At 44.8% G+C, this 21681-nt stretch carries 19 protein-coding genes and 1 tRNA gene; 8 read left to right on the forward strand and 12 right to left on the reverse strand.

Annotation, left to right across the window (positions count from 1 at the left end; translation table 11 throughout):
- Positions 1-10: 10 nt before the first annotated feature.
- The 3 genes from nth to carA are packed head-to-tail and all read right to left on the reverse strand — an operon-like array spanning position 11 to position 4825.
- The gene (gene nth, locus Q0C15_RS04235; RefSeq protein ID WP_297216584.1) at positions 11-655 is read right to left on the reverse strand and encodes an endonuclease III; all 645 of its coding nucleotides are present in this window, start codon (positions 653-655) and stop codon (positions 11-13) included.
- Positions 652-3798 (reverse strand): carbamoyl-phosphate synthase (glutamine-hydrolyzing) large subunit, encoded by a 3147-nt coding sequence (gene carB / locus Q0C15_RS04240; RefSeq protein WP_297216587.1) that lies wholly within the window; start codon positions 3796-3798, stop codon positions 652-654. Before carB ends, nth begins: the two co-directional genes overlap by 4 nt.
- Complete coding sequence (gene carA / locus Q0C15_RS04245) at positions 3782-4825, reverse strand: glutamine-hydrolyzing carbamoyl-phosphate synthase small subunit (RefSeq protein WP_297216589.1); 1044 nt, start codon at positions 4823-4825, stop codon at positions 3782-3784. The genes carB and carA overlap by 17 nt, the downstream gene beginning before the upstream one ends.
- Positions 4826-5763: 938 nt before the next feature.
- Between carA and Q0C15_RS04250 the strand changes: the two genes are divergently transcribed.
- A tRNA-Asp gene (locus Q0C15_RS04250) sits at positions 5764-5836 on the forward strand.
- 215 nt (positions 5837-6051) lie between these two features.
- Here the strand turns inward: Q0C15_RS04250 and Q0C15_RS04255 are convergent.
- Both Q0C15_RS04255 and Q0C15_RS04260 read right to left on the reverse strand, forming a co-directional pair.
- The gene (locus Q0C15_RS04255) at positions 6052-7080 is read right to left on the reverse strand and encodes an S-adenosylmethionine:tRNA ribosyltransferase-isomerase (protein ID WP_297216591.1); all 1029 of its coding nucleotides are present in this window, start codon (positions 7078-7080) and stop codon (positions 6052-6054) included.
- Positions 7081-7108: 28 nt separating this feature from the next.
- On the reverse strand, positions 7109-7777 hold the full coding sequence (locus Q0C15_RS04260) for an SDR family oxidoreductase (RefSeq protein WP_297216594.1): 669 nt from the start codon (positions 7775-7777) through the stop codon (positions 7109-7111).
- A 413-nt stretch (positions 7778-8190) separates the two neighbouring features.
- On the opposite strand from Q0C15_RS04260, the gene Q0C15_RS04265 reads away from it, so the two are divergent.
- Positions 8191-9303 carry a mevalonate 3,5-bisphosphate decarboxylase gene (locus tag Q0C15_RS04265; protein WP_297216596.1) on the forward strand — a complete coding sequence of 371 codons (1113 nt, stop codon included), beginning with the start codon at positions 8191-8193 and terminating at the stop codon, positions 9301-9303.
- Between the two features lie 153 nt (positions 9304-9456).
- Here the strand turns inward: Q0C15_RS04265 and Q0C15_RS04270 are convergent, their stop codons facing one another.
- Entirely contained in the window at positions 9457-10938 is a 1482-nt protein-coding gene (locus Q0C15_RS04270; RefSeq protein WP_297216599.1) for a cation:proton antiporter, read from the reverse strand.
- On the reverse strand, positions 10935-11159 hold the full coding sequence (locus tag Q0C15_RS04275; protein WP_110641654.1) for a DUF3311 domain-containing protein: 225 nt from the start codon (positions 11157-11159) through the stop codon (positions 10935-10937). Before Q0C15_RS04275 ends, Q0C15_RS04270 begins: the two co-directional genes overlap by 4 nt.
- 590 nt (positions 11160-11749) lie before the next feature.
- Between Q0C15_RS04275 and Q0C15_RS04280 the strand changes: the two genes are divergently transcribed.
- Complete coding sequence (locus Q0C15_RS04280; RefSeq protein ID WP_297216602.1) at positions 11750-11890, forward strand: hypothetical protein; 141 nt, start codon at positions 11750-11752, stop codon at positions 11888-11890.
- Between the two features lie 216 nt (positions 11891-12106).
- Here the strand turns inward: Q0C15_RS04280 and Q0C15_RS04285 are convergent, their stop codons facing one another.
- Together Q0C15_RS04285 and Q0C15_RS04290 are read right to left on the reverse strand one after the other, a co-directional pair.
- A complete protein-coding gene (locus Q0C15_RS04285) occupies positions 12107-12967 on the reverse strand; it encodes a DNA adenine methylase (RefSeq protein ID WP_297216605.1) in 861 nt (286 codons plus the stop codon).
- 117 nt (positions 12968-13084) lie between these two features.
- The gene (locus tag Q0C15_RS04290) at positions 13085-14359 is read right to left on the reverse strand and encodes an MFS transporter (protein ID WP_297216608.1); all 1275 of its coding nucleotides are present in this window, start codon (positions 14357-14359) and stop codon (positions 13085-13087) included.
- Between the two features lie 96 nt (positions 14360-14455).
- On the opposite strand from Q0C15_RS04290, the gene Q0C15_RS04295 reads away from it, so the two are divergent.
- On the forward strand, positions 14456-16468 hold the full coding sequence (locus Q0C15_RS04295) for a hydantoinase/oxoprolinase family protein (RefSeq protein WP_297216611.1): 2013 nt from the start codon (positions 14456-14458) through the stop codon (positions 16466-16468).
- Positions 16465-18144 carry a hydantoinase B/oxoprolinase family protein gene (locus tag Q0C15_RS04300; protein ID WP_297216614.1) on the forward strand — a complete coding sequence of 560 codons (1680 nt, stop codon included), beginning with the start codon at positions 16465-16467 and terminating at the stop codon, positions 18142-18144. The genes Q0C15_RS04295 and Q0C15_RS04300 overlap by 4 nt, the downstream gene beginning before the upstream one ends.
- Here Q0C15_RS04300 and Q0C15_RS04305 read toward each other — a convergent pair.
- Positions 18120-18575 carry a DUF5680 domain-containing protein gene (locus tag Q0C15_RS04305; protein WP_297216617.1) on the reverse strand — a complete coding sequence of 152 codons (456 nt, stop codon included), beginning with the start codon at positions 18573-18575 and terminating at the stop codon, positions 18120-18122. The two genes, Q0C15_RS04300 and Q0C15_RS04305, sit on opposite strands and share 25 nt — an antisense overlap.
- Before the next feature lie 120 nt (positions 18576-18695).
- On the opposite strand from Q0C15_RS04305, the gene Q0C15_RS04310 reads away from it, so the two are divergent.
- Positions 18696-19040 (forward strand): hypothetical protein, encoded by a 345-nt coding sequence (locus tag Q0C15_RS04310; RefSeq protein ID WP_297216619.1) that lies wholly within the window; start codon positions 18696-18698, stop codon positions 19038-19040.
- Between the two features lie 169 nt (positions 19041-19209).
- Positions 19210-19593 carry a DUF302 domain-containing protein gene (locus Q0C15_RS04315; protein WP_297216622.1) on the forward strand — a complete coding sequence of 128 codons (384 nt, stop codon included), beginning with the start codon at positions 19210-19212 and terminating at the stop codon, positions 19591-19593.
- A 26-nt stretch (positions 19594-19619) separates the two neighbouring features.
- On the opposite strand, the gene sfsA is transcribed toward Q0C15_RS04315, so the two are convergent.
- Positions 19620-20288, reverse strand: coding sequence for a DNA/RNA nuclease SfsA (sfsA, locus tag Q0C15_RS04320; protein ID WP_297216624.1), 669 nt, complete (start codon positions 20286-20288; stop codon positions 19620-19622).
- Positions 20289-20399: 111 nt separating this feature from the next.
- On the opposite strand from sfsA, the gene Q0C15_RS04325 reads away from it, so the two are divergent.
- A complete protein-coding gene (locus tag Q0C15_RS04325) occupies positions 20400-21257 on the forward strand; it encodes a mechanosensitive ion channel family protein (protein WP_297216627.1) in 858 nt (285 codons plus the stop codon).
- 8 nt (positions 21258-21265) lie between these two features.
- Here Q0C15_RS04325 and Q0C15_RS04330 read toward each other — a convergent pair whose 3' ends face one another.
- Positions 21266-21667, reverse strand: a complete 402-nt coding sequence (locus Q0C15_RS04330; protein WP_297216632.1) for a thioesterase family protein — start codon at positions 21665-21667, stop codon at positions 21266-21268.
- Between the last annotated feature and the right edge of the window lie 14 nt (positions 21668-21681).

Consider the following 21681-nt stretch of genomic DNA (forward strand, 5'->3'; position numbering starts at 1 on the left):
TAACCATTTTTTATTTGCCGGAACGTTCTGAATAGAACTTGCAGTATTCTGATATGGGGCAGCGATCGCACAGCGGCTTCATTGGCCTGCATATCGCCTTCCCGAACTCAACCATCATCGGGTTGAAGCCTATCTGAAGGTCTTTCGGTATCAGATTCTCCAGATCCACAGAGGTCTCCTCCGGTGTTCTGGCTGAAGACCATCCTATCCTATGCGATATTCTGAAGACATGCGTGTCCACGGCAATTGATGGCACATGAAAGCCTTCCGCCAGCACCACCTTGGCAGTCTTGAGACCTACCCCTGGAAGCGAGGTGAGATCATCGATACTTTCCGGAACCTTCCCACCATAACGATCCTTGATGATCCGTGCTATCTCAACTATCTTCTTGCTCTTCACACGCCAGAATCCAACCTTCCCAATTATGCGTCCAACATCCTCGGGATCTGCATTAGCAAGGCTATCCACGTCCCTGTACCTTTCGAAAAGGGATCTGGCAGCTGCATCTGTGGTTTCATCCTTCGTTCTCTGCGAGAGAACCGTGGTGATGAGCATCCAGAATGGATCTGTGAAGACAAACCTGTGTGCAGGAACGGATCTCCTTATCCTCTCCACCATTTCTCTTATAGCATCGGGACTCCTGTTATCCTTCAAGCTTCCACCCGCAGATATTCGCTTATCTCCCTATATTCCAGCCTGACATCTCCAAGAGAATCCGCATAAGCCCTTGCGAGGTTAATGTTCATGATCAGGGGAACGCCTCGCATTATACAGAGCCGTCTTATCCTAAAACCATCTCTGACTGCTCCTGTGCTCATCTCCGTGGTATTTATCACCATATCTATGGCACCTGATGAAAGTAGATCGAGGATCTTAGGTTCCCTTCTGTCCCTTATCCTGTACAGCGTCTGCGCCTTGATGCCATGATCCCGGAGATATATGGACGTTCCTGCGGTTGCGTATATGGTTATTCCCTTTTCCTGCAGGATCCTTGCTGTTTCAAGGATCCTTGGTTTATCCTCGTCCCTGACCGTTATCAGGACGGATCTCACATCCTTCTGCAGACTCTTTCTCAAGGCCTCAGGCAGCGTTCTCCCAGGATACATGGCCTCCCCCGTTGACTTCATCTCCGGCCCAAATACAACGTCCATATCCTGGAATTTAGAGAAGGGAAAGACAGATACCTTGACAAAATAGCTGGATGCTTCGATTCGCATTGGACGTAGCGGACTGCCCATCATGCATTCGACCGCAAGGCGAACCCAGTCCACGCCCGTGGCCTTGGATATGAAGGGCAGCGACCTGCTGGATCTTGCGTTCAGCTCGATGACGTAAACGTCTTCACCCCTTACGGCTATCTGCAGGTTTGAGAGACCGATAAGCCTGAACTCCTTAACCAGGCTTTCCACTATCCTTTCGATCCTTTCCCTTACCTTCTTATTCACCACGTCTGGACCGTAGATCATCGTGGCATCTCCAGAATGTACGCCCGCCTCCTCTATGTGGACCAGCACTCCGCAGATGCTGTACGATGATCCGTCCGATACGAAATCCACGTCCATCTCTATCGCATTTTCAAGATACTTGCTGACAAGCACGTTCCTGGAGACCGTGAAAACGTCCCTTGCCCTCTCTGCAAGATAATCCACGTCGTATATTATTTCCATGGATCTGCCACCTATCACATGGCTGGAACGCAGTATGATTGGTAGACCGAGCGTCAGGGCCTTCTTAACTGTGTCATTCTCGTTTTCAGCAATGGCAAAGGGCGGTTGTAGTATGTGAAGAGATTCCAAAGTTTGTGAAAATGTTGTTCTGTCTTCAACGCGTTCAATGTCTTCTGTGGATGTTCCCAGCACGATTGATCTGCCGAGTATATCCTCTATTCTCTTGGCTATATTCTGTCCCGTCTGCCCTGAAAACTGCACTATCAGCCCGGAGCACGATGTCTTAACTATAACGTTGACTATGTACTCGGGTGTGACAGGCTCAAAGAAGAGCGCATCAGAGATATCGAAATCTGTGGAAACAGTCTCAGGATTGGAGTTGAGCATTATGCTCTTATAGCCCATATCGCGCAATGCAAGTATTGCCTTCACAGATCCGTAGTCAAACTCGAGTCCCTGAGCTATCCTGTTTGGACCAGATCCTATTATCATAACCGAGTTCTTCAGATCCGGAATCTCATCCTCGTCCTCATAGGTTGAATACATGTATGGGACGATGACCTCGAATTCTCCAGAGCATGTGTCTATCCTCTTGTAGACCGGCATTATGTTTTTCTCGATCCTGTAGCGGGTTATCTCATCGGCCGGGATGCCGCAGAAGCTGGAGATTATCTCATCCGGTATACCAATCTTCTTCAGCTGCATCAGGTTCTCAGGTATGTGACCTAGATCTATATTCCTGAGGATCTTCACGATGTTGTTCATCTTGTGTATGAAATATTCGTCATATCCTGACAAGCGGGACATCCTCTTTATGTCGAAGTTCCTGAAGAGACCCTCAAACACAGCGAGTATCCTCCTGTCGTTGGGTTTCTCGATGAGGGCCCATAGATCATCATCCTTCAGACGCAGACGTATGGAGGTTGCGAATGAATTATCTAGGCTGGCCATGGCCTTCATAAGCGCCTCCTCAAAGGTGCGACCTATACCCATGACCTCTCCGATGGATTTCATCTGCACGCCTATGGTGCGATCAACCGAGAATTTATCGAACGGCCATCTGGGGATCTTAACGGTTACGTAGTCCAGCGAAGGCTCGAAGGCAGCATAGGTGTTCTTGGTTATTGGATTCACGATCTCGTGAAGACCATAGCCCGCTGCTATCTTTGCCGCTATTCGCGCTATCGGATATCCTGTGGCTTTGGATGCCAGCGCTGAGGATCTGGATGTTCTGGGATTGACCTCAATTATGTAGTATTTTCCCTCGGACAGCGCAAACTGTATATTGCATGCACCCTGTATACCCAGCCCTGATATTATGCGAATGGCAGAATCCCTCAGCATCTGATACTCGATGTCGCTGAGCGTCTGCGAGGGCGTGACCACTATGCTCTCGCCCGTGTGTACGCCCATTGGGTCTATATTCTCCATGTTGCAAACCGTTATGCAGTTTCCAAAGGAATCACGTATGACCTCGTACTCTATCTCCTTCATGCCCTCTAGAGATTCGTTGACCTCAACGTAATCAACATCGAATGATCTGAATATACTCTCAGCCATGGAGGTCAGGGCCTCCCTGTTCCGTGCTATATTTCCACCCGTACCTCCCAGTGAAAACGATGTCCTGACGATGACCGGTCTGTCCGGAATTGCTGCGATATCCTCCTCAAAATTCTCCCTCCTAATCTTATATCGCGCAGGTTGCGGTTCGTTCAACTTCAGAAGGAATTCGTAGAACTTCTCCCTGTCCTCAGCAAGCTCTATGGATTCAACTGGTGTACCTATGATCTTTATGCCGTATCTGTCCAAAATGCCAGCCTTCTTCAGCTTCACCGCAAGATTAAGTGCAGTCTGACCACCCATATGCGGTTCTATGGCATCTATATTCTCCTTCTCTATGATGCGTTCTACGGCTTCCACCGTTATGGGCTCGATGTAAACCCGGTCAGCAATGCGGTGATCGGTCTGTATCGTTGCGGGATTTGAATTGAGCAGGACAACGTAGTAGCCTTCTTCGCGAAGAGAGAGGCAGGCCTGCGATCCGGAATAATCAAATTCTGCTGCCTGCCCGATCACGACCGGACCGGAGCCTATCACTAGTATCCTGTGGATGTCATCTCTTCGCGGCATCTGTTCTCCTCCTCATCTCTGAAAAAAACCATCTTGTGTCATGGGGTCCAGGCGACGCCTCAGGATGATACTGAACGGCCATCATCATATCGTCCTCTATCATCTCTACCGTACCATCATTCACGTCTCTCTCCGTGACGTGGAAATCCCCTATCGTGTCGGGATCGACTGCGTATCCATGGTTGTGCGTGGTTATGAATACCCTTCTGCCATCGCTCACCGCATGGTTTGATCCCCTGTGACCGAACTTCATCTTGTACGTCTTCGATCCATAGGCAAGCGCTATTATCTGCAGACCGAAACATATACCGAATACAGGCTTTCTTCCCAGGTTCTTCCTGATAAATTCTACCACTGGCTTCAGTGATGGGTGTTGCGGATCGCCAGGTCCATTGGAGACGAAGATCGCATCATAGTGATCTATGGAATCAAGATCCGAATCCGGCGACGCCACAGTGAGAGAAAAATGATTGAGCATCATATCGCGAAGCGTCTTCTTAGAACCTAAATCGATGAAAAGTATGCGTTCTTCACCGTTACCCTTAATATTCCTGATGCCCGTGCTATCAAGCGCCTTTGTCACAAGATCCTCGTTCATAGGATCAGGGAAGTCCTTTACTGCCTCCGGGTTATCTGTTATGTAGGCCCTGAGAACGCCACCCTGCCTTATCTTTCTGACTATGAATCTGGTATCTACACCATCTATGGCAGGGATGCCCTCGTCCCTCAGAAAACGATCGAAATCTCCCCCGAGAGAACCTGCCGGAAGCTCCATATGGGCATCTCTCGTGATCACACCGGATACCTTCACCCTCTGGCTCTCCATGACGCCTTTGTGCAATTCATAGTTTGAAATGGTGGGAGAGGCAAAAACCAGCATCTGTCCAACGTAAGATGGATCGGTCAGACTCTCAAGATAACCTGTCATTGACGTTGTGAAAACAAGCTCTCCATATCCGGTGACGGGAGAACCATATCCAGAACCAACTATGACTGTCCCGTCCTCCGTTATCAAGTATCGCTTCATTTCAACCTTTTCCTCGGGTATTGCCTATCATTTAATAAATTTTGCATTATTGGGCTATAGCTAGGTTCATTCTCTCCTGTTCTTCAATATCTATGTCTAGGAACCAACAAGGCTAAGGATTCCCTGGATGATCATGACGATCCTAAATCCACGCACGAAGTCAGCAGCATAGGCTGGATCTATTGAGACATGCCCACCGGAAAATATACCAGATACAAGCGTCTTCAGAATGTATGCGAATAGTATGATTTATGCAATAATTATTCTGAAGAGCTGTCGGAGGAATCTCATCGTTGCTAAGAAGCCGGATCCTATGCCTCAGAATCTTGGATCAATGGAGCCCATACTTGCATGCATCCCTGTCTGCATGCAATCTGTATACGCTTTCACCCGCAATACTTGAGGCAGATTGCAGAGGCATTCATAACCAGTACCTGACTGGCTTTAGTATGGAAGTATCCTGCTCGGCTTCTATGAAGGACTTATCCTCAGGACTTTCCATATCTCCCATCTTCCCATCAAAACATATATATTTCTCGCGATTCATCTCATCCTAAAGGTCGGAGCATTTTTGCTCTTTCTCGTAATATCTGAGCTTCTGAATGGCAAAATACGATGGCGCTGGATCGAAAAGGTGTCAGGAACGAACCGATAGAGATTGTCATGAGTATGAGACCTCCTCTCAGTGGATCCGCTTCGCCTGAATCCGGAATCTATCAGCATTCTCATAATTGTGCTGCATAGGGAATTTCTCCTTTTTTAGAATAATAAATGACACCTAAATATTTTCATTCGGTTGATAATCTTTGGTTATGCATGAGCGATTTAGGAAATGCATAGATGCAGCTAAACGGTCAACTAAGAGGGGGCCATGGAAAATGGCCTGTTAAAAAATATTTAAGTAAAAGGTCTCAATTAGGTCTTACCTCTTTCAGAATGCCCCGGTAGTGTAGTGGCCTATCATACAGGCCTGTCGAGCCTGTGACATGGGTTCAAATCCCGTCCGGGGCGCTTATGATCCTTCGGGTTCGCAATCTTTTCGATGGGTCTGAAGTTAAGGTCTACGCCGCGAACCAAGGAAATTGCGTCTTCCACAGATTCCTGAATGTACTCTTTGGTCGTCTCAAACTTCGCATGTCTCATTAGGATTCGTACCATCTTAAAATAATCGTGTTTCTGCTATCCATATCAATCATCAGCATTATGATCGCTTGTTCGAAAGAAAATCATATCCTGTCGAGAAAGATCAAAGACAGATCCCCGAATTCATGATACGTATATCCCCATTCATTGGCCTTTTTTGAAATCAACCTTATAATTTCCTCATCCTGAAATGCTTCAAGCATCATTATGTGGGAGCCTTCTTTTTCATGCATTCCCGTTATTAATCCGTCCACCATTCTAATCCTGTGGTTTTGGTCTATAAATGCACTGGTTGTTCCTGATATCATTCCTTCATCATTCTCATCCTGCATCAACATTTCGCTAAGCCTAAATTTGCCACTGGTCATTTCTATAGTTTCCAATGCCCTGACCACTGTTGTACCAACAGCTATGACCTTGTTGCCCCTTTTTCTGGCTTCGAACAGCGACCTGAAAGTTCTAATGGGAATAGAAAATCGCTCCTCCATAAGGCGGCGTTCATTTAGAAATTCATAAGGTTCAAGCGATCCAAGGTTACAATGAAGCGTCAGTTCTTCTATATTTATTCCTTTATCTACAAGTTTCTTTATTATTTTTGAATCGAATGAATAGGAAGCGGATGGTAACTCTACACTCCCTGGTATCTTATAAAACGGGCCTTCATAATATATATCTGGAATGTCAAATGGTATATGATCATACCTGATGAATCGACCATAATTACCAATAACATGGTCAATTGTATCATCGTTTCTATTTAGCCTTGCCCACCAATATCTAGGGAACAGATGATGCCTCTTGAAAAGTATTATTGAATCTGAACTGTCTAACAGATCCAACCCATCGCCCTCGGTCATACGAAATCCTGTTCCCTTTGGCCTTATCTCCAGAAGAAATAAGTTAGAAAGTCTGTCTGTACCTATATTTACAGTCAGATATTCCTGAAGTTTAGGTGAGTATACTTGGAGGCTTGAGGGTATGATCTTACTGTTGTTGAAGATGAGCAAATCTCCTTCAGCCAGCATGTCTGGAAGATCGGGGAGAGTTGAATCCAATATACTATTTTTGAACACTACCATCATCTTTGCGCCACTCCTGCTGTATCCATACATTTGCCTCGGCAAGTAGCCTGAAAAAAATTCATTCATTTCTCTCAAGCCTCTCCATTATTTCGTCCAAGAGTTTACCGGCGACATCTTTTGGATTTTTAAGTGGAGATCGGTCCTCAGGTAAGGCCATATGATGCATTTCTGTGTCCATATCACCTGGATCATAGGAGAACGCCTGGATCTTTCTTTCCGTCAGTTCCACGTTGAGAATTCTTATGATTGCGTCGAAGGCCGCCTTTGATGATGAATACGCACTCCAGCCAGCATAGGGTGCAGTGGCAGTGTCAGAGGTGATATGAACAACAATGCCTCCATCTTTTAACAGAGGTATGGAATATTTCAGAAAATTAAAATTACCGAAAAAGTTCGTTTCAAATGTCATTCTTAGATCCTCTATTCGAAGTTCTTCTACCTTTGGCAGGGGAAGAGGGCCTATTGTTGCTGCATTAAGGATCAGAACATCCATCCCGCCATATTCCATCTTGACTTTATTCAGAAATATAGATATGGAGGACTCTATCCTGATATCGCAAATCTCGGCAATGAGTTGACCGTTTCGTTTACTTCTTATCTTTTCTATTTCTGCTTTCCTTCTGCCACATATAGCCACATTCCATCCTGCATTCAAAAATGCATTCATAATTTCATAGCCAAGACCAGAGGTTCCACCAGTTATTACTATACTTTTTTCAGCGCTCATAATCTATCAATTATTGAAGATTATTAAATAATAGCGTTTATAAAATTTATAAATTAACGAATTATATACACATTCATTGCTTATCGCGAAAATTATGAGATGTTAATATAGACAATCGAAGAGGCAAATTGCTGATAACCATAGCACTCAGATTTCAGATTAATATGATGTTCCAATATATTCAATAATGGGAAGCACCATTTATAGCGCTCATGTCTTCTAGTTGGATATTTCAATTTTTGCACCGGATACCATATATTCAAACGTAGCCCTCTTAAACAAATGCATGATGGCACATTGCTCTACTTGAATATCACGGTTTATGTTTAAAAGTCTAAAACACCAACATATTGCAAAGTAATCGATAATAGATCAGCTCTAAAAGTATATTATAAAAGTATAGATAAGCCCATATGAACGTAAATAAGCTTCGAGAGGCAGGCGAAGATATCAGAATAATGCTCAATGATGCTGGTTATTACAAAGTACCTGTAGATTATAACCCGGAATTGGATGATGATAGAATTACCTCCTCATATGCTTATCCCATAAAGGCATTTGAAAAATTCTTGGGATATTACGACAATGATAATAGGATAGCTTATAATCCGTCCATTTCGATGCAAACAAATTTTTCCTACTGTCTTACTGCCTGCAGATACAGAAAAAATGGATCAACAGATACAGTCCTCCTAGATGGAATTAGAGATAAAAAATATGATAATAAAGCTAGGTTCGCTCTGGATCATTTCAAGAGGGAATATAATATCAAAGGGGCCTTCGATTTCTATATAAAGAGGTATAGGAAGTATACAAACGCAAAGGGCCTAAGCGAATCCTCCGCGGTGGCAGCGTCTGTGGCAAGAGCCTTAATATCCAATGCATTCGGAAACGAAGCGGCGGGCGATAATGTCTTTGTTTCGAGATATGCAAGGCTTGTATCCGGATCTGGAACGAGAGCCGCACAGGATGGGATCTCGATCTGGCTCTCTTATCCTGGGATAGATGTGAGGGATTCCGCAGCATTCAAAGTCGGGGAAAATAGAAAGGATCTATATTATGGTATATTCCCAAAATCCAGCGATATTCCAACAGATAATGCCCACAAAATAGCCGTGAATTCCATATTCTATGAAAATTGGGTATCTGAAAAATTTAACAATATAAAGCGGCTGATTTCGAACAATTTTGAAATGAAAGATCTGCTGAGAATAGGCGAAAATGATATGCTTAGACTGAACTCTGTTCTGTTATCTGGTGGCCTTCTCATTCAAACTGCTGATAGTATAAGGCTCCTGCATCAAATACTGAAGTTCAAATCAAAGAACGATGGGTTTTATTATACCGCCGATACAGGCCCATCCATTGCTATCTTCTCGTTTGACAGATCATTGATAGACGAATTCAGGGAGAATGTTGAGGACGAATATTTAGAAGGAACATACGAGTTTGATGAACACAAGCGGGAAATGAAAGCCTTTGAAAGTGAAGCTAGGGATTATTTTCTCACTCTAAAAATAACATAGTTCTATTGAACTATAATGTAGAATCTGAACTTAAAATCCAGAATATGCTATAGGATATTTTGAATATCATCGAGATCGGATTCTTATCGAATGTAAATATTGAAAAGATAAAAGAGATGAGAAATTGATGTCAGTAGTTTGAAATTATTTGAATCAGTCGAAGTCGGCATAATCACCTGGCTGAAGCTTAGTGGTGCTCCTGTACTTTAGAGAAACCACTATGGCCCTGGCAACCAGAAGGACTGCAAGGTTGACCGCTAAACCTATTATTCCAACGTACATGTATCCGAACGTAGGTATCAGAGAAGAAGAGAAATGTACATCAAAAAGACCCCAGGTGACCACGGCAAAACCTGCAGCCCAGCCCAGGCCGGTACTGTATTTATCAAGATTCTTCCAGTACATCGATATTATTATCGCGGGAAGCGTCTGCAATAGCCATGCATATGACATCGTCAAAAGATAGAATATGAGTCCGGATGCTGCAGGAACTATGGCAAAGAGAAGTGAAGCAAATATCATGACAACGACAAATATCCTGCCTATGAGTACCTGCCTGGATTCCGGCGCATTCTTATTGAAGAACTCAAGGTATATATTTCTAGTGATAAGATTCGCTGAGGCCAACGCCTGCAATGATGCTGGCACCATGCTCCCTATGATTATTCCGGAAAAAGCTATTACGACGAATGTTGATGGAAAATACGTAGCCAGGACTGAAGGAAACGCAAGGCTGGATACGCCGCTTGGCACAAGGTTCTCTGCAAGGGCGACTAGACCGAATATCGCAAGAAACATCAGCCAGATCTGATAGACCGGTAGCAAGATTGAATTTTTCTTTATTATCCTCGCACTTTTAGATCCAAATATGCCTGTGAGCAGATTTGGGAAAAGAAGCCAAGCCACACCGTTACCAAATGCAAGCGTTATGAAACCAAGCATCAGCTTATCCGGTATAAGCACGGTCTTTCCGCTAGTTTCCAGCGTAGAAAAGACGGGCCCGAAGCCGGAGAACTTCATCCAGAGGACTACTAGAACCGTCAGTATGATTCCCCACAGAACGACATCCTTGATCACAGATCCAAGGGCAGGCCCTCTGAGACCCGCCACTATCGTGAAAGCCGCTACGATCAGGAAAGCTATTATGAAGCTTGTAAGTACAGGGAATTTCATGGCCTCAAGCACATACTTTATTCCTACTATCTGAAGGGCTATATACGGTAACATAGCCAGCAATCCGGTCAAGGCCACAAGAAGACTCAGGATACGACTATCGAATCTCGCATTGACATAATCTGCACCCGTTATGAAATTGTATTTCTTTGCTATGAGATAGAGCCTAGGAGCGACAAAATAAAGAAATGGATAGGATATGGCGCCATACACTGTTGCATAAAGTATCAGCCCGCCTGCACTGAATGCTCCGCCCGGGATAGATATGAGCGAATATGCTGTGTATATATCGCCACCCATGAGGAACCAGACGATAACCGAACCAAAGTGCCTTCCACCTATGCTCCATTCGCTTATCTTGCTCAGATCTGCCTTTCTCCATCTTGCTCCAAGAAAGGAAACCACGATCACAGCAAGAACGATCAAAAAGAAGACGGTATAATCGAACACAGTAAAGTTCATAGCCATGCCTCCCTGTCAACGAATTTGTAAACTACGAAAGTTATGACCGGCTGAATGAATATCCAGATGAAGAGATAGAAATAGAGAAACGGCCAGCCCCCGACGGTTGGATAGTATCTATTATACAGCGGAGCTGCAAATACCAGCGCAATCCACGGTATGAACATCAGAAGCGTCAGCTTCAATATCAATCTATTTCTTCGGGCATAATTCAGAGACATGATATTTCATATCATTATGAAGATATAAATTTTACCTTTAAATTAATTATAATTTAATATTATTATCAATTTGATAGATCTTTAACTTTCTTCAGTCTGGATCAGCCTATCATATTTGATCGAATATGCGTCTGGGATGAATGATTCCGGCATCGAATCTTTCTATCTTTTTCAAAAAGGAAAAAATGATCTCGATCCAAATGTACGTCAGTTCCATTCAGCTGAAGCCTCGGATCTTCCTTTCATCGAAGAGTCCTATGCTTATACGGACATAATTCGGACAGGCTTTATATCGTGATATCAGCAAACGTGCGTTTTGATCGCATTTATTCTACCTTCATCATTTGAATCTTCTTGATGTTCCTGAATGCACTGTTGACGAAGCGCAACTACGTCTATAGGTATTGGAAGTTGAATTCGTATAACCATGGTATTCCTTCTTTGGTTTGATTAGCATGTTCTCCTTATCCATATAGAGCTTCACTTTGGTAGCTGCTATCAATTATTTTGGCAGGGATAGATATATTCCTAAGTATTTCTGGTCAGCTACTCCTCGCTAAAGCTCCTGGGCTTGCAGCTGGGAGGATCGAATGACCGAAAATGGCACCAGCCACAATAGGGTGGCTGACGGCAGCCCTGTTCCTGATGTTGAGGGAACTCTGCAGGAAGACCTTGTTGAAATGCTTCTTATCAAAGGCTATTCTGGAGACAAAAATTGGATGCTTCATTGAATCTGATGAACGTATCTATGAGTATGTCTTTCTGTTATTCGTTTGGAAGCAGTTTGATCTGAAGGGTTTTAAGAACAGTATAAATATATTCATTCAATATATGAAAATGTCGCAATTCCTCTCCATCTTAAAGGATGGGCTTTCTTTCCAGAGGAAAATGTGAAGACATTATTTTCTATCATCTGTTCCTTTTTTTACTCCATGATTAGAACCGGCTTAATCGTAATTTCTTATTATGATCTCATCGATTGGGCCTCTCAAATTAGCCACCGAATTTATATTCCTTCTGGCCTTCACTCTGAACATATTGAATCCAGAATACATATCTTCTATAAACGGTGTACCTGAATTGCTCTCCATTACGAAAACTTCCCTTTCTGACAGATCTAGAAAAGTATGAAAGAGATCTCTCTGATCATCTTCTCTGAAACCGCTGGGACTGTACGATGTAAAATTCGAAGACCCATTTATGGGCATATATGGGGGATCAAAATAGACGAAGTCATGACGAGAGGCAGTCTTGACTGCTTCTCTATAATCCGCATTGAGTATCTGGGCTTTCTTGAGCGCATCAGAAAGAGCATAGATGTCATTGGTCCCAGGGAGAGATGGGTTTTCATAGCTTCCAAACGGTACATTGAAGTCACCCCTGGAGTTCACTCTGTATAAGCCATTATATCCATGCCTGTTGAGATATATGAGAAGAGCGTACTTTTCCGGACAGCTTTCACGTTTCATCGAATTGTACTGTTCTCTTGCCACATAATAATCATCCTTGCTGTTTCTGAATCTCAATGAGGAAAGTGCGTTCACAAGATCGTCTGGCCTGTCTCTGACCATTCGGTAAAGATCCATGAGATCTCCGTTGATATCTGAGATGACAGATCTTTTCAGAAGCCCACGATTTGAGAGCTCGATGAACAGCGCTCCTCCGCCAAAGAATGGCTCATAGTATGTATTGAAATTTTCTGGCACAGACGAGACAAGATCAGAGATGATCTGCCTCTTTCCACCTGCCCATTTAAGTATTGGTTTGGCTCTCTTGACCGCTTCGTGGGTGGAACAAATATCCCGCACAAATACATTTATTTCTAGGATCTATTAAGTTTTCACTGATCCTCGATCTGATGACGCACAGATCGAAAGAATGTTCGCAGAAAGGCTTCAAAAAAAGTGGAAATAAAATGATACGTGTCAGGTGCTGGCAATATCAATGTCCTTTGATTCCCTTATCTTCGCTATGGTCATAAAAGCTATGACTATGAATATGATCGTGAACACCGGATAAAGGGGGTACGATATTGTACCAAGCGCGTCAGAAGCATAGGGTGCCGGACCACCTATGAAGGCGTTTCCAAACTGATAGCTGAAGGAGCTGCCCGTGTATCTTGTGCTAGTTGGAAACACCTCCGATAGCAGGGCGCCAAGTGGAGAGTAGCTTATGCCATGCGCAATGCCGAATATGGCCAGGAACACTGTGAATGCCACTGGATTGTATACATAGATCGCAGGGTATATTATCACAAGCGCAATGGCATTGGCAGTTATGAGCATCGTTCTTCTTCCGTATCTATCCGATATTGAACCACCTATGAATACAAAAACTATATCCATCACGGCGAATATTGCAGTGGCAATGAGCCCCATGGTCACTGAAACTATACCTTTTGACTCGAAAACTGTTGGCAACAGCGCTATGGCAAAATAGAAGAAATTCCCACTTGATCCTGCAAGCAATGTCCCTGCCAATACCTCCTTCCAGTTGTATTTGAACACGTCCCTTGCGGGTAGGCCGGATATCCTCTTCTCAGCCTTAGCAGCTTCAAATATGGGTGTCTCAGAGATCCTGTATCTTATCACGAAGCCAATTATAAGTATCAGGAAGGCAAGAAGAAACGGTATTCTCCAGCCATAGGATACCATCAGTTTCTGTGGCAGAATGATCTCAACCACGAGGAAAACCGCTGTACCTAGGAGAAGACCGATGCCCACCGTAGACTGTACGAATGAAGACCAGAATCCACGTTTCGTCCTGAAATTTTCCAGTGTTAGAAGCATGGCACCGCCCCACTCGCCGCCGAGACCAAATCCAAGTATAAGACGAAGTATGACCAAAATGATAACCGCCCATATTCCGATGGACGCATAGCCAGGTATCACGCCGGTGAAGCCCGTTGATAGACCGGATATGAGCAGCGTGATCAGAAGCATATTTTTCCTCCCTATGCGATCACCGTAGTGCCCGAATACGAAGGCTCCCAGAGGCCTCAGGAGAAAGCCCAGTGCAAACGTCAGCAGCGTTAGCAGTATTGATACCGCTCTGGAGACCGTTGGATAGAACACGGAAGAGATATATATTGCACCTGATGAAAAGATGAATATGCCATACCACTCCAGTATGGTTCCGGCCATTGAAGCTCCGATTATCTCATGTGGCGTATTTTTATGTTCCACCTTCGGTTCGATCATGATCAATATCATGTCATATGATGTATATCTATATTATTCAGATCAAGCGTCTGTCCAGCGGAGTAAATATTTATAGAAACTGAAGATCCATCCAGCATGAACGAGGCCACCCTCTATATAGGTGTGGATATAGGCGGTACTTTCACGGATATAATAATATTCGACTCAAAGTCAAATCGCATAAATATTCTTAAAACACCCAGCACACCGTCAAACCCGGAGAAGGCCGTCATAGATGGGCTTCTTTCCATGCACTTGGATCCTGAAAAGGTGAGGATGATAAACCATGCGAGCACGGTTGCAACCAATGCGCTCCTCACCAGGACAGGTCTGACACCTTCCGCACTGATAACGAATAGAGGCTTCATCGACATCCTTGAGATTGGGAGACAGAGGCGAGCCGAGATCTACAATCTCGATTTCCAGAGGCCTGATCCGCTCATAGCGAGAAGATACCGTTTTGGGGTTTCCGGACGGATAGACAGCTCTGGTAAGGTCATAGAAGATCTTAATGAAGAAGAGATACTCAGGATAAGGAAGAAGATTGAAGACTCTGGACTGAAAGGTGTAGCCATATCGCTGATCAATTCCTATCTGAATCCAGTCCATGAGGACAGGATAAAAGAGATCTTCGACGGTTTTGATGGTTATGTTTTCACGTCTCATGAGGTCGATCCACAGTACAGGGAATATGAGAGGACAAGCACAACCGTTGTAAACACTGTTCTCTCTGGCATAGTCTCCTCGTACCTGCGGAGGCTCCGCGAAGGATTGAAAAACGCTTGCTTCAGATCCGAGATATACATGATGGGATCAAATGGAGGGCTGAGCACCATAGATTACGCAGAGAGATTACCCATATCCGTCATAGAATCCGGACCGTCTGCCGGAGTTATAGCATCAGCGAATTTCAGCAAGCTCCTTGGAGACGATAAAGTCATAACATTCGATATGGGTGGGACGACTGCGAAGGCAGGAGTCGTTATCTCAGGCAGACCAGATGTGGCATACGAATTCGAGGCGGCCGGAAAAACGCACAGCGGGAGATCCATCAAGGGAAGCGGGTATGCCGTGAGGTTCCCGTTCATCGATCTGGCTGAGGTGAGCGCCGGTGGAGGGACGATAGCATGGATCGATGAAGCTGGATCCCTGCGTGTCGGCCCGAAGAGTGCCGGATCAGATCCAGGTCCGGCAGCATATAACAGAGGTGGAAAGGACCCCACGGTGACGGATGCAGATATAATTCTTGGCCGGCTCAATCCCGATAATCTACTGGGCGGAAACATGAAAATATACAGGGATCTTGCAGAAAACGCATTGAACATGAAGATCGCAAGACCTCTCGGAATCGATACGATCGATGCGGCGTCTGGCATAATCCGCATGATAAACAACGCCATGTCCAGAGCCATATCCATAGTGAGTGTTGAGAGGGGAAGGGATCCGCGTGGTTTCGTAATGTATGCCTATGGAGGCGCAGGACCACTGCATGCGGCAGAACTTGCAGCTGACCTTGGAATTGCTGAGATCATGGTTCCATCACATCCCGGCCTGTTCTCGGCCTATGGACTTCTTTCGGTGGATATGGTCAGAGATGTATCAATACCGTTCGTATCGAATTCAGACATTGAAAACGCCTTCCAATCGCTTGAGAGGATCTCCATTGAGAAGATGGAAAAAGAGGGATTTCACGATCCATTGATTGAACGATTCCTTGATATTCGCTATCTGGGCCAGTCATATGAAATAACTGTGCCCTACTCTGAGAATTACGAGGATACGTTCAGAACGGAATATCGAAGGATATACGGTTATGTTTCTTCTGATCCTCTGGAGATCGTGAGTCTCAGGATCAGGCTCACGATAAGGATGCCGAAGATCGGGCTCATAGAGCCTGAGAAAACAGCTGACCAGGAGATCGTTGAGAGATCTGTGTATATTTCTGGTAAATTGCTGGATACGCCGGTCATGAGGTGGTCAACGGGGCATGAAGGTTTCACCGGTGATGGGCCGTTCATAATAGAGGGCTATGATTCAACCATCTTTGTACCGCCCGGCTGGAAATTCAGATTTGACCGATACCTCAACGTGAGGATGGTGAGATCATGACAGATATGTTTACCAAACAGATAATAGCCAGCTCGCTCTATTACGCCAGCGAGGAGATGGGCATCGCCCTTAGAAACTCCGCATATTCACCGAACATAAAGGAGAGGATGGATCACTCAGCCGCACTGTTTGATGAGAATGGATCCCTTCTCGCACAGGCGGAACACATACCGGTACATCTGGGATCCCTACCATGGGGGCTGAAGAACACACTCAAATATCTATCAGATCATAACATCGGCCTTAGAAAGGGCGACTCCATTGTAGTGAACAACCCTTATATATCGGGAACACACCTCAACGACGTAACAGTCATCAGGCCAATATTTTACAGGGATGAGATAGTCGCGTATTCTGCCAATAAGGCCCATCATTCTGATATAGGTGGGAAACTTCCAGGAAGCATAAACTTCGACGGCAAGACCATATTCGAAGAGGGAATAATACTTGATCCGGTATTTCTAATGAGAAACGATGAGTTCAACAGAGATGTAATATCCATATTTTCATCGAATTCAAGAAATCCGTATGAGCGCATCGGAGACATAAAGGCACAGGTCGCTGCAAATTACACTGGAGAGAGAAGGGTTCTGGAGATAATAGAAAGAAATGGCCTGGACGCTTTCAGGGAGGCAAGGGGGTACTATCTGGAGTATGCCGATCAGCTGGCCAGAAGCAGGATATCCGAGATACCGCATGGAACCTATGCTGCTGAGGACTATCTTGAAAAGCCAGATGGAACCGATATAAGATTGAAGGTGACTATCAGAGTTTCCGAAGACCGTATTGGCGTGGATTACACTGGGACGGATGGGCAGGTTGATGTCCCGCTGAATGCAGTGCTGGGCGTAACCATATCTGGTGTATACTATGTGTTTCGAACGCTAATGGGATCAGATATGCCTGTTAACGACGGGACATTCAGATTCCTTGACATCCATGTTCCTGACCGGACTGTACTAAACCCAGCCTTCCCCGCACCCGTTTCAGGTGGCAACGTTGAAACCAGCCAGAGAAATGCCGATCTCATATATCTTGCCCTGAGTAAGGCAATACCGGATCGTGTTCCTGCAGCCTCCGGAGGTTCCATGAACAACATAATGATGGGCGGATTGAATAACGGAAGATCATGGGCATTCTACGAGACCATAGGCGTCGGTCTGGGTGGAAAGCTTGGCAAAGACGGCACGGACGGAATACATGCGAACATGACGAATACCATGAACACACCCATAGAGGAGATCGAGAGGACAATGCCTCTGATCATGAAGCGATATGAATTCAGGCAGAACAGTGCAGGCCTCGGAAAATACAGGGGAGGGAGCGGGATAATAAGATCATTTATGGTACGCGATGGTGAGATCACCGTCACGGTGCTTTCAGAGAGGGAGAGACACAGGCCATGGGGGCTTCAGGGCGGCATGACCGGTGCACCCACAGAGGTGAGGATCTTCGCGGGAGGAAGGTGGAGGAAGGGCAGCACAAAGGCCACATACTATCTAAAGCAGGGCGATATCATAGAGATAAGAACTGCTGGTGGCGGTGGATACGGCAAGCCACAGGATCGCGATAAGGAAAAGGTTGAGGCAGATATTGCCTCAGGACTCATCACCAGAGGATACATGGAGAGAACTATAAGATCCGTAAATCATCATAATATGTCGCCACCTGAATAATGCAATTCATAAATGGTCTCTCCATCCATATCTATACGTTCATACCCGATGAAATGATGTATATCGCCTGAGAAATCATTACTGTAAACGTACTCATCCTGATCGTAATACTTTGGTCCTCTGAACGGTGCCTCTCTTTGTATCAGAAACAGGCATTTTTTCAGAAAGGAATAGAGAGCACTTACATCCTGATATTCATTGAGAACTGCGCCAGAGTATACCATACCCCATACGGGCTTGGATGCGTCAAATACCGTTTCAATTCCATTGAACGCCAGATCACCGAAATACATATCAATATATTCATAATGGCCTTCAGCGTAATGCATTTCCTTGGAACCGGGTATTCTAACTGAGATCTTTCCCTTGCCGGACGCATACGTCTCCTTCTTTGCTTTCACGACGAAATCGATGAGATCTTCTTCTCCCATACCAGTGTATCCCGCATTATATAATAATCGTTTCAGCGAATCCAGATACAATAATGAAAGACGTATTGCCCACCACTGAGGAAATGATACATATTTATCTGATAGTAAATTTCTAGTATCATGGAAGCCCTTGATGACCTCTGCAGAAAGATCCTCATACACATATACAAATACGGTCCAGACAGTCCAAAATACATGGCACATCGATTGCTCGGCGCAAGTGGCTGGGCACCCACATATGATCAGGTAAAGCTGAAGGAAGCCTGCAAGAAGATGGAGAGCATGAAACTTCTGACCGTGTTCAGCGGGCCGCTGAAAAGGTCACCAACGTCATCGGTGAAACCATGGATAAAGATAAAGGCAAGGGAAGTCAATTACAAGCCTGCCGGCATCTACTACGATCTAACCAGAGAAGGTAAGAAAATAGCATCGCAACTATACAAGGAGAACAGGAAAAATGAATAGCGATAGCCGAACCAGAATCCCGCCTGAAATATCATGCATCATATATCCTTATCAATAGAAATCCCGGATCTCTTCGCCGTCAAGATGCATTGGTCATCATGATTGGGCACCGTGAATATGCATGCATACGGGTTTATTATGATAAAATACATTGTCTATCGTGATTCATATGGAGGAATACGTGGATATTGTGAGCAAATACACGTTTGATGAAACAGTTTCCGCTTTAGACCGCATTATTCGTGATCGAAATCTGATCAGATTTGCGGTCTTTGATCACCGGATGAATGCCGAGAATATCGGCTTGCAGATGAATAACTGCATCGTCTTCGTCTTCGGCAATCCAGCCATAGGCACGATAATGATGCAAAGAGATCCGTCTCTTGGGATCGAACTTCCATCCAAAATTCTGATATACGAACTGGATCATAAGACCCATGTGAGATTCAGGCCTTTAAGCTGGAAATTCGATGATACTGCAGCGACAGAAGCCATGAATAAGCTGAATTCTGTTGTTGAAGCAATAGCGAGAGAATGCGCCGGCCTGGAATGAGACCTCGCCTGATCCGTCCTCGACGATCATACCCTAGCGTCATGACGCAATGCATCGTGGCATATCATAATTTCACCGGCATACCTGAGAAATTTACCGTCAAAACTGAATTTCAGGAACTTTGATCCCACCCTGCTTGGAACAATCTCCAGAAACTTTTTTGAAAAATCAGGATCGGTGGAAAAATTTGGATAGAAGCATTCCACATCGTCCCTCATTATGAGGAAAAGGATGTACGATCTATATCCTGATTCAGCCAAGCTCTCAAGGGTCTCTAAATGCTCAAGACCACGTCTGGTAGGCGCATCTGGAAACATCGCGATTCCATCTACATTCAGGGTACACCCCTTGACCTCTACATATTCATCATCGTATCTGAAATCAATCCTCTTCCTTCCCACTTTAACCTCTGGTATTGCACCTTCTGGTAGAAAATGCCTCGCTATTTCAGAATGGATCCCGGAGTCAACAAGCACCATATTGCCCCGGTCAGACGCAAATTCTATACGCCAGCTCATTCCAGATCCTTCTGCTTTCCTGATGAGGACCTCAGATCCAGGATATATGAGATCCAGAAGTCTGCCCGGATCGTGGAGATGCGCCATGTGAATCTCACCGTTCAAATCTATGCTTACTGCGAACCTATTAACTCTCTCAATGACCCTGGCCCTCATAAGGCTGTCAAAGCGCTTCACGGGAAAGCCAATAGGTCTCTTTATGAAAATATCTGTTTTCAGATCATCACCTTAGCAGAACATTCTTTCAATCCGAATAAAAATATTAAGCATGCTGTCATCCGCTAATAGATGGACGGTAAGAATCTTCGTGATGCTGTATTGATCGTTTTCATCATACTTGTCATATCGATAGCACTGTTCATAATCAAGCCGTCAGTGGATTTCCTCATAAAAACGTACATCAGCGAACTGGCGCCTTACACAGAGTATGTGAACGGAGCAATAGCAGCCATATTCGTCGGTGGGGGAGGCGTACTTATACTCCATATCGTGAGGAAAAACATCGACAGGTACTTTTCAAAGAAGATAAACAGATCTGCACAGAACCTCATAGAGCTCATCGTGTCCTTCTTCATGTACGCTGTGATCCTGGCCATAATACTGACATCTCTGGGCATAAATCTGACAGGCGCGCTTGTTGGCGGATCGGTTGGAGCCCTCATAATAGGTATAGCATTGCAGGGAATCTTTTCAAGCATCTTCTCCGGATTCGCTGTTACATCGGGCGGAGCCCTAAAGCCGGGCGATGTTGTTAACATGCAGTCATGGTTGTTCTCCGGTCCGATCACCGGCGAGGTCATGAAGATCTCCTATCTGTTCTCGGATATAAGAACGCAGAACGATAATATAATAAAGATACCCAACTCAGCCTTCTTTGGCAACACTGTATTCGAGAACCTTGGAAAATATGATCGCTTCTCATACAGGCTTCAAGTATCGCTACCATCGGACGTTTCCATATCGAAGATCGAGGAGAAACTCGGACCGCTTCAGGATGATACAAGATGGTATTTCACCGGATCGAACGGCAGCACGAATACGTTCACCGTAGTGATGACCATGAAAAACATAACCGACATCAATGAGGCCATAGATAAAATAAACAGGGCATTCAATGATGCTTACTGGAAAGCAAAAACTGGATAAATATCACTCTACGTCTCCATCTCAGTCAGCATGTCCTTCAGGAAATTAGGAACTCTGGCGGGCTTCCCATCCTTTATAAACACATTTACGGTCTTTCCCCTGCCATATACGCTTCCGTTCTTGTCTTCAATGCTGTAGCTGAAATCAAAGCTTGTGTTTCCTATCCTTGATATCCACGTTCTAACGTATACCTCGTCTCCAAAATGAACGGATCTCTCAAAGTCGATCTCAGCCCTTGCTATTACAATATTTACGGTGACCGGATCTTCCGTCATGAAAAATTTTTTCATATAATTGAGTCGACCTATCTCGAAGTACGTCAGAAATCTGGCGTTATTAACATGCCCCAGCAGATCGATATCGTCGTATCGAATCTGGATCGGAGTAATGTCCACATATTCCGAGACCATAAATAAGCAATAAC

Origin of the sequence: Thermoplasma sp. (assembly GCF_023256435.1) — an archaeon.
Lineage (GTDB): Archaea > Thermoplasmatota > Thermoplasmata > Thermoplasmatales > Thermoplasmataceae > Thermoplasma.